The 13800-nt window shown below is 41.0% G+C and carries 11 protein-coding genes and 1 riboswitch; all 11 genes read left to right on the plus strand.

From position 1 onward, the window contains the following. Positions 1-154 precede the first annotated feature (154 nt). The 11 genes from MKY19_RS13885 to MKY19_RS13935 all read left to right on the plus strand — a co-directional run bounded on the left by MKY19_RS13885 (position 155) and on the right by MKY19_RS13935 (position 13501). The gene (locus tag MKY19_RS13885; RefSeq protein WP_076285807.1) at positions 155-1270 is read left to right on the plus strand and encodes a phosphodiester glycosidase family protein; all 1116 of its coding nucleotides are present in this window, start codon (positions 155-157) and stop codon (positions 1268-1270) included. Positions 1271-1392: 122 nt separating this feature from the next. Beyond that, positions 1393-2325 (plus strand): LysR family transcriptional regulator, encoded by a 933-nt coding sequence (locus tag MKY19_RS13890; protein ID WP_042187960.1) that lies wholly within the window; start codon positions 1393-1395, stop codon positions 2323-2325. 16 nt (positions 2326-2341) lie between these two features. Further along, a complete protein-coding gene (locus tag MKY19_RS13895; RefSeq protein ID WP_339803650.1) occupies positions 2342-3451 on the plus strand; it encodes a 5-methyltetrahydropteroyltriglutamate--homocysteine S-methyltransferase in 1110 nt (369 codons plus the stop codon). Between the two features lie 168 nt (positions 3452-3619). Beyond that, positions 3620-4339 (plus strand): YebC/PmpR family DNA-binding transcriptional regulator, encoded by a 720-nt coding sequence (locus MKY19_RS13900; protein ID WP_042187963.1) that lies wholly within the window; start codon positions 3620-3622, stop codon positions 4337-4339. A 7-nt stretch (positions 4340-4346) separates the two neighbouring features. Then, positions 4347-4408: riboswitch (Fluoride riboswitch) on the plus strand. 68 nt (positions 4409-4476) lie between these two features. Next, positions 4477-5787, plus strand: a complete 1311-nt coding sequence (locus MKY19_RS13905; protein ID WP_339803653.1) for a voltage-gated chloride channel family protein — start codon at positions 4477-4479, stop codon at positions 5785-5787. Between the two features lie 444 nt (positions 5788-6231). Next, positions 6232-7788 carry an ABC-F family ATP-binding cassette domain-containing protein gene (locus MKY19_RS13910; protein WP_339803656.1) on the plus strand — a complete coding sequence of 519 codons (1557 nt, stop codon included), beginning with the start codon at positions 6232-6234 and terminating at the stop codon, positions 7786-7788. A gap of 355 nt (positions 7789-8143) precedes the next feature. Further along, the gene (locus MKY19_RS13915; RefSeq protein ID WP_339247963.1) at positions 8144-8527 is read left to right on the plus strand and encodes a hypothetical protein; all 384 of its coding nucleotides are present in this window, start codon (positions 8144-8146) and stop codon (positions 8525-8527) included. A gap of 1028 nt (positions 8528-9555) precedes the next feature. Then, complete coding sequence (locus MKY19_RS13920; protein ID WP_339271111.1) at positions 9556-10842, plus strand: amidase; 1287 nt, start codon at positions 9556-9558, stop codon at positions 10840-10842. Positions 10843-10990: 148 nt separating this feature from the next. Then, the gene (locus MKY19_RS13925) at positions 10991-11581 is read left to right on the plus strand and encodes a sigma-70 family RNA polymerase sigma factor (protein WP_339803658.1); all 591 of its coding nucleotides are present in this window, start codon (positions 10991-10993) and stop codon (positions 11579-11581) included. Next, positions 11559-13184 (plus strand): DUF4179 domain-containing protein, encoded by a 1626-nt coding sequence (locus tag MKY19_RS13930; protein WP_339803661.1) that lies wholly within the window; start codon positions 11559-11561, stop codon positions 13182-13184. The genes MKY19_RS13925 and MKY19_RS13930 overlap by 23 nt, the downstream gene beginning before the upstream one ends. 89 nt (positions 13185-13273) lie before the next feature. Beyond that, complete coding sequence (locus MKY19_RS13935; RefSeq protein ID WP_042187971.1) at positions 13274-13501, plus strand: hypothetical protein; 228 nt, start codon at positions 13274-13276, stop codon at positions 13499-13501. Positions 13502-13800 lie beyond the last annotated feature (299 nt).

Here is a 13800-nt window from a genome sequence, read left to right on the forward strand (position 1 = left end):
ATGATGAGGATCGTACGGCGATATTTTTGTGTATGCTCAGAAACTTACGTATAACTAGTAATTCCCTTAACAGAAACTTTTCATGGAATTTATCGTCTATGATAAAGTTAGACATTTATTTTCAAATTCCGTAATAGTCAGGGAGGAAAAAGAAGTGAGCACTTCATCATTACCTCAACGTTCCACCGTACGTAAAAAGAAGCCAACAAAAAAACGTAAGAAACGGAGCTTTTTCCGAACACTATCCAAAGTGTTTTTATTCTGCTTAATTTTGTTGATTGCTGGAGGCGGTTGGTTTTACTTTGCACCTTCGGCTAAAAATCTGCGCTATTCAATCGCTGATACACTGATTACAACACAGCACCGCTACATGGCTAAATATATTATTGGTGAGGACGGATTAAAGAACAGAGTGACTGAATATAGCGCCCAATTTGAAGAGATGGGGGTCGAAAAGGACACACATACCATCACTCCTGAACCTGAAGTAAAAGAGAAACCACTGGTCGAGATAGAAAATGTCTCAGGTACTGGATATTCCGGATATGTCATGATCGTTAATGATCCTACTAAAGTTCGTTTGGGAATTCCGGATAAGGTAGGATCAGGTGAGAAAGTAACTAGTATGGTGAAGCGCACAGGTGCTATCGCTGGAGTCAACGGTGGTGGATTCGCTGACCCCAACTGGAAAGGTAACGGATTTAAACCTATCGGTATTGTGATCTCACAAGGTAAGTTATATTACAACGGTCTCGGTGGCAAGAAATCCACGCAAATCGTAGGTCTTGATAAACAAGGGAAGATGGTTGCTGGAAATTATTCTTTAGACGAGATTAGTAGAATGGGTGTTCAGGAGGCAGTAACTTTTAGCCCTCGTTTAATCGTCAATGGAAAAGGATTAATTAAGAACGCGGCTGAAGGTTGGGGAATTGCACCAAGAACAGCGATGGGCCAGCGAGCTGACGGAGCGATTATATTTGTTGTTATTGATGGAAGACAACCTACTTATAGTATTGGTGCAAATCTATACGATGTGCAGCAAATCCTTCTTAAGCATGGAGCAGTGATTGCTGCCAATTTGGATGGGGGTTCTTCTACCGTACTGGTAAAAGACAACGAGATTATGAACAAGCCATCTTCTCAATATGGGGAACGATATTTACCTACGGCTTTTCTTGTGTTTGAGCACCCTGAGCAAGTCGATATGCCGAATATTTGGAAGGGACTTGACCCCTCCAAAATTGATGCTGCTAAGAAGCGTACACGCTAAAGCACTCTTAATACGTAAATAAGATAAGGATTATCTTGGATTGCCATATGAAAATATGCTACGATATCACCTAGCATGAAACAGAATACAGAACTAACAGGTCTGGAACAGGGGGAATAGGAGTGACGTTGCAACAACTCCGCTACGCTATCGAAATTGCAAATAGTGGCTCCATGAATGAGGCGGCAAAGAAGCTCTTTGTTTCTCAACCGAGCCTGTCCAATGCCATTAAAGAGTTAGAAAGTGAACTGGGGATTACGATTTTTGAGCGGACCAACCGTGGAATCAGTATTTCCGTTGAGGGAATGGAATTCCTGGGTTATGCCCGCCAAATTATTGAACAGACAGAGCTTATGGAGAATCGTTATACGGGGAAAAAGCGTAGTCCGATCTATTTTTCCATCTCTACGCAGCACTACGCCTTTGTGGTTGACGCCTTTGTAAATCTCATGAAGCACAATGATGTCTCAGAATACAACTTTAGCTTGAGAGAGACGCAAACCTACGAGATTATCGAAGATGTACGTACCTTGCGCAGTGATTTAGGAATTCTTTATATTAACGAGAGTAACTATAAGCATATGAATAAACTGTTTAGTGATGGCAATCTGAAATTCACACCACTTTTTAATACCGATCCGCATCTTTATGTTCGAACCGGGCACCCGCTGGCTCATAAGGACGTCATTACACAGGATGATATTGTGCCATTCCCCTATATTACTTTTGAACAGGGGGAGAACAATTCACTGCACTTCTCAGAGGAAATGTTAAGCTTTTCACAAATTGAGAAGAATATTAAGGTGAATGACCGAGCGACACTGACCAATTTATTAATGGGTACGGATTGCTATACGGTAGGCACAGGAATTCTGGCGTCTGATCTAAATGGTGATGGACTGAAGACGATTCCTTTTGAGAGCAATGAAGTATTTACGGTTGGCTGGATAGCGCATAAAGATCGCAGACCGAGTGTAATGGCATCTAAGTATATCGAGATTTTGAATGACCTGGTTTCAGGAAGTTATTTTGATCTAAATCATTTTTTACTATAGCAGTAGGAGGATCGGTATGATTAGACCCGTAATTGGCACCCAGAGAAATGCTCCACCCTTTCGCTACGATATCGTTGGCAGCTTCTTACGAACGGATGAGATAAAAGCAGCCCGCCTCCAATATGACAATGGTGAAATCACGGGCAGTCAGCTTCATGAAATTGAGAATATTGAAATCGCCAAACTACTGGATCTGCAAAAAGAAGTGGGCTTATTGGCGGTCACAGACGGAGAATTTCGCCGTTCCTGGTGGCATCTCGATTTCTTTGTAGGGATTAAAGGAACTGAGAAGATTAACTTAAATCAAGGAAGAGCGGAAGCGGCTCAGCGCGCGGAATCTTTTCGAATCGTGGACCGGATTGCCTTTGAAGATCATCCAATGATCGACCAATTTATCGCTTTGAAACAAATGGCTGGAGACCGAATTCCGAAAATGACGATCCCTTCACCCGCTTTATTTCACTTTGTGGAGGATTTTAACGGGAATGAAGTTTACCCGGATCAAGAAACCCTATTCCAAGATATTATTGCTGTTTACCGAACTGCAATCCAAGCGTTCTATGATGCAGGCTGCCGTTACCTCCAATTAGACGATACAACTTGGGGAACGCTGTGTAGTGGTAGACATCGGGCGCATTTACGAAGCAGAGGTACAGATCCAGATCAATTGGCTAGGGATTACGTTAGGCTGATTAACGAGAGCATTGCCAGTCGTCCAGATGATATGACGATTGCGCTTCACGTATGCCGAGGTAATTTCCGTTCCACATGGTTCGCAGCTGGTGGTTATGAGCCTGTGGCCGAAGAACTTTTTTCGAATACTAAAGTGGATGCTTTTTTCTTGGAGTATGATAATGAGCGGGCGGGCGATTTTGAGCCCTTACGATTTATTAAAGATCAATTTGTGGTATTGGGACTAGTAACTACGAAACATGGTGGTCTTGAGAGCAAAGAGCAGCTCAAAGCAAGTATTGAAGAAGCGGCACAATATGTAGATATTGAGAAGCTTTGCTTAAGTCCTCAATGTGGGTTTGCTTCCACCGAGGAAGGAAATATCCTAACCGAAGAAGAGCAGTGGGATAAAATACGTCTCGTAATTGAAACAGCCCAAGAGGTTTGGGTATAAATAAAATAAGTTTTTAGAAGGCTCCTGTCTGATTTAGGGGCCTTTTTTATGCGTGTATTGTGACAGCTTAGAGGATTAACCTACCAGCGCACTTTACTAGAGCTATTAATCAAGGGTATAATAAGTAACAATTGTTTTTAATTCATGTTGAAAGAGAGCGGGAACAATATGGGTCGTAAGTGGAATAATATTAAGGAAAAGAAAGCCTCCAAAGACGCCAACACAAGTCGCGTCTATGCAAAGTTTGGTGTTGAGATTTATGTAGCAGCCAAGAAAGGTGAACCCGATCCAGAAGCAAACCGGGCCTTGAAGGTTGTATTAGAACGTGCAAAAACTTACAATGTACCAAAAGCCATTATTGACCGCGCAATGGATAAAGCCAAAGGCAGCGGTGATGAGAATTATGAAGAGCTTCGTTACGAAGGATTTGGACCTAACGGTTCGATGATCATCGTCGATGCACTTACGAATAACGTTAACCGTACAGCGCCTTTGATCCGTTCTACATTCAGTAAGAATGGCGGGAATATGGGTGTCAGCGGATCTGTAGCCTACATGTTTGACTCAACGGCTGTTATCGGTGTAGAAGGTAAAACTGCCGATGAAGTGATTGAGATGATGTTCGATGCAGAACTTGATGTACGTGATGTTCTAGAAGAGGATGAAGCGGTTATCGTGTACGCTGAACCTGATCAGTTCCATGCTGTACAAGAAGTGTTCAGGAATGCAGGAATCACTGAGTTTACGGTTGCTGAGCTGAACATGCTGCCACAGAACTATGTAACACTTCCTGAAGATGCACAAGCTCAATTCGAAAAATTGATTGATGCCTTAGAAGATTTAGAAGATGTTCAACAAGTGTATCATAACGTAGATTCTGAGGACTAAGAATAACATATAACAAGGCGATGGAGTTCGCCACAACCGTCTCTTCAGACTAATGACTCCTACCAGAGTGAGCTTCACTGGTAGGAGTCTGTTTTGTTGCTAGAGACTAATTTATACTGACTTTGGGAGTTGCTGTTATGAATCAATGGTCTGCACGATGGCATGAATTCGTGAAGAAAAGAAGTCATTTTGCACTTTGGAGTACATTTATCAAATGGATTGTACTCGGAAGTGTGGTTGGACTCTTATCGGGAACTGCCTCGGCTTTCTTTCTGAAAAGCTTAGACTATGTAACAGATGTACGTTTAGAGCATCCATGGCTACTTTATTTGCTGCCTCTTGGGGGAGTATTTGTTAGTTTCTTATATATGCGTTACGGAAAAAACAGCGCTAAAGGAAATAACCTTATTATAGAACAAATTCAGGATGGTACAGAGACCATTCCATTACGCATGGCACCCTTAGTATTGTTAGGAACACTGGTCACTCACTTGTTTGGTGGATCTGCCGGACGGGAGGGAACAGCTGTACAAATGGGAGGAAGCCTCGCGGAGTGGTTTGGGAAATTAATCAAAATCAGCCCGTTAGATCGCAAAATACTGTTAATGTGCGGGATTAGCGGGGGCTTCGGTTCTATTTTCGGAACACCGCTGGCTGGAACCTTATTTGGTCTAGAGGTAGTAACCATTGGACTTATTAGCCAACAGGCATTACTTCCATGTTTTGTGGCTAGCTTTGTTGGTGATCTGGTCACCACTCGATTGTGGGGCGTTCATCATACTCACTATGTCGTGAATGAATTTCCAGCCTTAAGTTTAATGATTATTCTAAAAGTGGTATTGGCCTCTGTAATTTTTGGTCTCGTGAGTATGCTTTTCAGTGAACTGACTCATTTACTAAAAAGAATCTTCACCGCCATGATAAGCAATCCTATGATAAAAGGTGCAGTGGGTGGTTTGATTATCATAGCGTTAGTATTCCTTGTAGGGTCCCGTGATTACTTAGGCCTCGGAATTCCATTAATCAAGGATTCTTTTGAGGGAGATGTCTCTCCTTTCGCTTTTTTATGGAAGCTGATCTTTACCGCCTTTACCTTAGGAACAGGATTTCAGGGTGGTGAGGTTACTCCGCTATTTGCGATTGGAGCCACATTAGGTAATGCTTTGGCTGGAATTTTACATGTATATGGACCGTTTCTGGCAGCTCTCGGATTCATTGCTGTCTTCTGTGGAGCTACCAGTACGCCTATCGCTTGCTTTTTAATGGGGATTGAGCTGTTCGGGTCAGAGGGGGCTGTATACATGTTCATCGCTTGTGTAGTGAGTTATTTATTCTCCGGACATAGTAGTATTTATACTTCACAGCTTATTGGTGTATCGAAGAGCCAGTTCATTTCAATTCCTCAAGGGACTAGAATAAGTAATGTTAAACGACCTCGCAAAAAATAACAACATTTCCCGTTCTAAGTTGACAAGTAACGGCATGCGTTTTAAACTGTTACCAAACGAAGGGATGGTTTAACATGATTCATGTAGAAACTGTAAAGTTATATACCAGAGGCTGCTCCGAACAATCGGATACAAACGATGAAACGTTGTCCGGAGCTTAATCGAAAAGCGAATCGCTTTTTATATCATCGAAAGATAGCTAGGTCATTTTAGTGTGATTATTCATGCTTATTTGATTGCGCTATCTTCCGATGTTAATGATTAAGAGGCTGTAGACAATTTTCGTCTACAGCCTTTTGTGTTATATTGCTCAGTTTCTACACTGACATTTATATGTTTGTGCCGTTCATTCGTGTACTGACAAGCAGAAGGCTTGCACCTAAGGGTGCAGTGTCTTCTGCTTTTTTTGCGTTCTTAATTAATTTTAGAAAAGAGGAATAGGAAATGAGTTTACTTGAGGTTTCTAATTTATCACATGCTTTTGGCGATAAGGTTCTATACAAAAATGTTTCTATGGAATTGTACAAGGGTGAGCATGTCGGTGTGGTTGGCCAGAATGGAACGGGGAAAAGTACGTTTATTAGCATTTTGACAGGCGAAGTGATCCCGGATGATGGAATGATAAAGTGGCAGCCCAATATTACAATCGGTCATCTCGATCAATATGCTGTCATGGATGGAAACCGTACGGTTCATAATTATTTAAGACAGGCTTTCTCAGAATTATATGAACTAGAACGAAAAATAAATGAGCTCTATGAAGAGTGCGCTGTAACTGGCAACGAAACGTTATTACAAAAGGCAGCAGACTACCAGGAACGATTAGAAGCGCTAGACTATTATTCAATGGAGAGCAACATCAGTAAGATGGTTACCGGTCTAGGGATCAACGCGATTGGAATCGACCGTCCCATCGAGCAGTTAAGCGGGGGGCAACGGACGAAAGTCATTCTGGCCAAGCTTTTACTTGAACAACCTGATGTGTTATTACTCGATGAACCAACCAATTATCTGGATAAGGAACATGTTAACTGGCTCGCTGAGTATCTGATTGCATTCAATCAAGCGTTCATTGTAGTGTCTCACAACTATGCCTTTCTCGATAAAATATCCACTAGTATTTGCGATATTGAGGGCGAAACGATTAAAAAATACCACGGGAAATACTCAGATTTTGTGAAGCAGAAGGAACATTTACGAGAGAGTCATATCCGGCAATATATTGCACAGCAGAAAAAAATCGAAACCACTGAGCAATTCATTCGAAAAAACGGTGCAGGTGTTAATTCCAAAATTGCCCGTGGTCGCCAGAAACAGCTGGATAGAATGGAACGAATCGCTGCTCCGACATTTGTCTCCAAAGCGTCTATTCGCTTTAAGGAGCTTCCGTGCATGTCACAAGTAGCGCTTAAAGTGGATCACTTAGTAGTAGGTTACGATAAGCCTTTGTTGCCTAAATTGAAGTTCTCCATTCGCGGTGGACAAAAGCTCGTGATTACGGGGTTCAACGGAATCGGGAAATCAACTTTACTAAAGACGTTGGTTGGAGAGATCCAAGGGATTACCGGTAGGTTCCAGTTCGCAGAACAAGTTAAAGTGGGTTATTTCGAGCAAGATTTAACTTGGGAAGACGATACAATGACACCTATTCAGGTGATTTCAGCTTATGATCCCAAACTGACTGTAAAGGAAATACGTCGCTATCTAGCGCAGTGTGTTGTTAAAGATAACCTTGTAACACAGTCAATACGTACACTCAGCGGCGGAGAGCAATCTAAAGTTAAGCTGTGCCTATTACTGCTGTCAGAATATAACTTTTTAATTATGGATGAGCCGACCAATCACTTAGATGCTGAAACGAAAGATGCTTTACAGAAAGCTCTAATCCAATTTGGCGGAACTGTGATTCTTGTTTCTCATGAAGAACAATTTTATAAGGGATGGGTTGATCGTGTGCTTAACATAGGAGATGAAACCAGAAATAAAGGAGTTAAATACTAATGCAAACCATGAATGATCATTGGAAAAGAAAAATAACCCTATTTCTAACGGCTCAAACCATATCTTTATTTGGACCGTTATAGTCGTGAAAAAATGATAATGCTAGCGGATGACGTGATTGGGATCGCTACACTTATCCTCGCCGTGATGTTTTTGATGGGTTATAACAAGGAACCTTTACTCTGGATGAGGTAAATTCTGCAACTACAAATAAACCGGGAACTTTTATAACACGAGATAATAATGTTAGGGATAATTTACTTAATGAAATTGCCAACGCATACTCAAATGAGTTATAAATTTATTATGGAGACTGAATGATCAGTCTCCATCTTTCTTCAGTAAGGAGGTAGTTATGAAAAAAATTAGCATCATTTCAATTTCACTGATAATTTTATTGATTTTAATATTTGTATTAATCAGACCAACGCAAGAGATCCTTAGCGTTAGCCTTGTATCGGAAACAACGGAAATCACTTACACTGACAGTGAAAGCATTCGAATCTTCGAAGATGCTATAAGAACTGTTAAAAAAGTACGCGGGGCTGTCGATGTGGGGCCACCATCCTATCGAATGACTGTTACTTACGCTGATTCTGAGGTTGTTGATTTTAGCCTTTATATAGATCTTAAAGCTAAAAATGGCTTTCTGATTAAAAATAGCAATAGCGAAAAGATGCTGAATTTAAAAGATAAGAATGCGGTAGAGCTAGCTGATCTTTTAAGTAAAGAAAAGTGAGAATAATATTTGAGACATTCTAAAAAGATCTTAAAGATTATAGTTTAGAAACTCAATCTAAAAAATTAATTTTTATGTTGTAAATTGCAGTTTGTTGATGAAAAACTGTAAATGTGGTAAATATATTATGTTATGATTAATCAAATTTTCTATTGTCGTTAGTGATACGACAGAGTTGGATTTGTACTGGGACACACCCAGTTCATAAACATAGGGCTTATTTTGTCATGGAGACGATAGACACCTGTTTGCTGTCTATCGTCTCCATGGCTTTTTTGTACCTATTGGAGGAGATAAAGTGGATATGGTTGATATTAGTCGAGCAGCTGAGTAAGTACTTGCTGTGTTGCATTCAGAAATGCTCCCGTTACATGAATATGATGAAGTTCATATCAATGTATCGGGTAGGGTAGATATTGACGCGACGGTGCTTGTAGCCTTCACGATTATCATACTCCCAAAGGAAAAATCAAGCTTGTCCATATGCGTGTCGATAGAGATTTAGAAGGTACGACTAATAGACAATTTTTTTGGCCGCAGACTGATGTATATCTTCAGTACTTAAGCGAAAAACTTGATCTTCCCTTAATTGTTATATGGGGTTAATTAAGTTTAGAAGAGAGAATTAGGAACCGTAAAATGTTTCCAGACTCTAGCTGCTGTTTCTGCACTTCGTATATGAAAAGAGACGTTTATGCGTATTGGGTTCGTCAATTCGATAATTGCAAGATCCTATTATTGACCGGTGAACGATCTTAAGAATCTAAGGAACGATCTAAGAAACCTGTTTTCATGCTTCATTCGGCACATGCGACGAACAAAAAGAATCGCACCGGTCCGCTAGCTGATAGTGTCCAAGTGGAGACAATTCTTATTTTCGCAGGGATTGTAGTGATTATGTGCGCCTTGTATGCAGTGATTAAACTTCTTGCCTTAGCAAAGGACTACGATTAACATGAAGTTATTCCAAATAAATACAATCATAGCCCAGGTGATCTTAGATCGGTAAATTGTGGAGGGGGTTAGGTATGTATATCCATATATCTTCTTTAACACAGTTCCAAGGATTAGAGCCAATTGACTCATCCCTCGAGCTATTCCTTAATCAGCATTTAGATCGTTATGATAAGTTGGAGCCTCACATCCATGCTTTTGTATCGGAAGAGAAAAGAACAGATAGAATCATGAGTGAAGTAGCGCTGCTAAGACAAACCTATCATGAGCTCCCAAAACCATCATTATACGGAGTTCCAGTAGGAGTTAAGGATCTAATTCATATAGACGGCTTGCCCACTCGTGCCGGTTCAAATCTTCCTCCACAGGAATTAACACGTTCAGAAGGTAGTTTTATTAAAAAGCTGCGGCAAAAAGGAGTATGGTTCACAGGCAAAACGGTGACCGAAGAGTTCGCATATGCCGGGCATCTCCCAACTCGTAATCCTCATCATTTGGATCATACACCAGGCGGCTCTAGTGCAGGGTCTGCAGCGGCAGTTGCCACGGGGATGTGTCCATTTGCGATAGGCACACAAAGTTTACGTTCTGTTATGGCACCTGCTTCTTTCTGTGGTGTTGTTGGATTTAAGCCAAGCTATGGACGTATCCCTTTGGATGGTGTTCAGTTGATGTCCCCTTCAATTGATACGATGGGATTTTTTACACAGGATATGGTTAGCATGGAGCGGATCTCTTCAGAACTCATCTCGGAATGGAGGCCTTTCGAATCTAACCGTAAACCCGTGCTTGGTATTCCAGAAGGGGTATTCATGACTTTATTGGAAGAGGACGCTAAACATACTTTTTGGAGCCAGATTAAGAAGTTGGAAGAGGCGGGCTTCATCATAAAAACGGTTAAGATGCCATGGGAAGATAGTTTCATCTATGGGGATGCAATGTTGAGATTAGTACAAGGGGAAATGGCTCAAGTGCATGCCGTACGATTTGAAAAATATAAAGATTACTATGGTTCGGCGATGCGTGCTGGTATTGAATCAGGTCAAACCATCAAAGAGGAAGAACTGGAGCGATATCGTAGAGGACAAATCAAATTGAGATATGATCTACTTTATGTTCAAAAGACAGAGGGGATTGATATTTGGGTCTCGCCCGCTCAAGCAGGAACTGCTCCATTGTGGGGAACACGGACAGGATGGGCTGGAATGACGGCTATTTGGTCATACGCAGGAGCGCCAACTGTTAGCATTCCTTCAGCCACTATTCATAACATGCCTTTAGGATTTCAATGTATTGGGGCTTACGGGCAGGATGAAGAGCTTATATATTGGAGTAGGCTTGTATCACTAGCACTTGGGTGAGCCTATTTGGGCTACAGATGGGGCATGTTCGAGGTTAGATAACAGAGTGGGTCTTCAATACAATTGAAGATCTACTTTTTTTGTATGAAGTGAGAGTTTTTCTGTTAGGGATCGTCTATACAGTATCGTGCTTCAAGGAGGCTTAAGGGTGAAGGGACATATACCGAGAGTTGAAAAAGAGGAAGAAAGGCAATGGATCCTAAGCGTTCTGGATGGTCATAAGGGAGACTATTCGTATCTTGTGAATCGATATAAGAATAAAATCTATGGCCTTTTGAGAGGAATGGGGGCCGATCATCAAGACGCACAAGACATCACTCAGGAGACTTTTATAAAAGCTTATCGTAAGCTAGCCTCACATGATTTGGATAAAAACTTTGCGGCTTGGCTGTATACGATCGCGACTAATTTACTGAAGGATTTGTGGAAAAAAACTCGTCCTATAGCGTGCTTACCAGATGATCTTGCTGAACTATCTCTTTCAGATAATCCAGAAGAAGAATTCATTCGATCGGAGCATCGCACAGAGCTGCATCAGTTAATGCAGAAGCTACCGCCTAATTATCGTACGACTTTGCTGCTTCGTTATACCAATGATTTAAGCTATGAAGAAATGTGTACGCTCTTAGAGGTCCCTTTAAGTAAGATCCAAAATGACCTTTATCGTGCAAAACAACGATTGAAACATATCATGACACACCAGGAGGTGAAGAGCGATGAAGTGTTTAAGTCCATTTGAGATCGAGCAATACATCCTAAGTACACCCACCTCCCGACCATTTGAAAATGTTGATCATATCGCTGCTTGTGCCCATTGCAATTTAATCTATCATACACTATTAGAAGAACAAGAGGAGTGGTCGCAAGCGTTGTTTGAAGAGAAGCTGCCAGATTCTTTTACTGCTCAAGTTATGGCTTCAATAGAATTCGTAGAACTAGAGAAAGTAACGGTACCTGACAGGAAGCGAAAGAATCCGAAGATACTTAAGTCACTAAGAATAGCCATGGGAGCGGCTTTGTTACTTGTTGTTCTGAGTGCCGTGATTTTATATTCTGTGCCCACATTGGCAGAGACTTTACGTTCTCTTTTTGTAAAAGATAATGTGGACATTGGCCTTCTACGTGCACAAGAATTTGGGTTAGTAGAACATCCTAATATTAAGGTGAAGGATAAAGGCTATACGATAAAAATAGATGAAGCTGTAGCGGATCCTACTCGTGTGATTGTCGCTCTAAAGTTGTTCGGACCGGATGGAAAGCATGACAGACATCGCTTGGGTTTTGGTGAAGGAAATAAGATTGAAGTTAAAGATGATCAAGGAAAGATCGTAGGAGAATTATACGATATTGGATTTACCAACGATTTTTACTATATGATCGCTAATTTCTCGGAGCCACTGCAAACCGATCAAATTACAGTCGAAGGTCATATTACTGAGTTGGGAAGCAAGGACAGAAATATTCCTGCACTTCAAGGCGATTGGAACTTTAGTTTTTCGATGGATATGACAAAAGCGAATGAACAAACAACCTCAACTCCCCTAACGGGTAGCTACACTTCTCCGGATGGTTTAACAGTCACCTTGAAAAAATTAACTCATATGGTACAAGGTGTTCGTTTTGAATTTGATACGGAGTTGAGTGATGAGGCGCTAAACCGTTCTCCAGGTGAATTATGGAAGCAGCAAGGGGTGAAGTTCCATTTTGAGGATAGCGCGGGTGAAGAGATTCAGAGTGTCAATCCTAGAAAATCTCCGAGTAAGAGTTTCGTAATGTCAAGTTCTTCGATTCCAGGTGATAAGCCTGGACAAATGCATTGGAGCTATACGTTTCCAACTTTACCACAGGATACACCATATACTTTCGTGTTCGATGGATATTTTGTTCCTGAGAAGGATGGTTCGAGCGTGCAATTTGAGCCTTCGAAGTTGAAGGAGCATCCGATTCACTTTGATTTTGATGGAGATGAGCTGAAGTTATTTGACTTTACAGTGGAATCGCCACCAAATACCAATAGCAATGAGAAGGAGGGTTCATTACACTTTAGTGGAAAATTCAGAAATGAGTTTATGAACAGTGAGTGGATATTTAAGGATGTCGCTGGCAAAGAGTGGCCTCTTACAGGAAGAGGTGCTTATTCTCCCCGAGGATCTGGATGGAAAGATGGATATATTGAAATTGTTGAATCACAATCAGATAACAAAAAGTATTTTTTTCAGTTCCGTGCCGCTGGTCTTACTATAATCCCTGATCAGCTTCAATTAATACGCACGATAGTTAACCGATTGTACACCAATGTAGATTGGTCCGTTCCTATCATGGAAGCTAGCAAAAAGCAGTAAAATCAATCATTTACCTTCCGTATTGTACAAGCAGATAGGAGCTCTGTCGCATTTCATATACTATCACAATCGAAAAGAGGTGGTAGTTTATGACTGCTGCAGAGAAGAGAAGAATTCAAAGAGCTTTGAATGCTTTGCGTAAGCAAAGAGTGGTTCTGAAGGAAAGCCTTAAAAGAATTGAAGCATTGCTTTGCAGATTGCCTATTGGCAGTCGTGAAAGATTTGAATTGTTAGCAGTAAGAGATTCAATCGTAGAAGCGCTCCGACTCAATGCTATTGCTATACGAAATTTAAAAGACGTTACTTGTGCTTGTTAATTCGTTGACCTTCTGAACCTTCTGATCCTTGTATCAACGATCAAAGTAAAGCTTTTTCCTATCACATTAGGAGGATACTGTTTTTCTTTCTTATTGATCTGACGGGTAACGATAGCTCAATAAACACGATAAGGCAGCCGGTCAGTCAATGTGATCGGCTGCCTTTATTCAGCAAACGGGCAGGATAGTTGAAGTTAAACGCGGGAAAACGTATCATAAATAGGGTTTAACCCCTTAGATGACTCTTAGTTTTTTTATATGGCTTAATACAACAATATTTACAAATTCATGATACGATA

The organism is Paenibacillus sp. FSL R5-0744, assembly GCF_037972555.1.
Taxonomy (GTDB): domain Bacteria; phylum Bacillota; class Bacilli; order Paenibacillales; family Paenibacillaceae; genus Paenibacillus_AQ.

Bases quoted from the DNA above. Each gene is read 5' to 3' on its own strand.
- MKY19_RS13895 (WP_339803650.1), top strand. From the start codon at position 2,342: ATGATTAGACCCGTAATTGGCACCCAGAGAAATGCTCCACCCTTTCGC.
- MKY19_RS13920 (WP_339271111.1), top strand. From the start codon at position 9,556: ATGTATATCCATATATCTTCTTTAACACAGTTCCAAGGATTAGAGCCA.
- MKY19_RS13900 (WP_042187963.1), top strand. From the start codon at position 3,620: ATGGGTCGTAAGTGGAATAATATTAAGGAAAAGAAAGCCTCCAAAGAC.
- MKY19_RS13910 (WP_339803656.1), top strand. From the start codon at position 6,232: ATGAGTTTACTTGAGGTTTCTAATTTATCACATGCTTTTGGCGATAAG.
- MKY19_RS13930 (WP_339803661.1), top strand. From the start codon at position 11,559: ATGAAGTGTTTAAGTCCATTTGAGATCGAGCAATACATCCTAAGTACA.
- MKY19_RS13905 (WP_339803653.1), top strand. From the start codon at position 4,477: ATGAATCAATGGTCTGCACGATGGCATGAATTCGTGAAGAAAAGAAGT.
- MKY19_RS13915 (WP_339247963.1), top strand. From the start codon at position 8,144: ATGAAAAAAATTAGCATCATTTCAATTTCACTGATAATTTTATTGATT.
- MKY19_RS13935 (WP_042187971.1), top strand. From the start codon at position 13,274: ATGACTGCTGCAGAGAAGAGAAGAATTCAAAGAGCTTTGAATGCTTTG.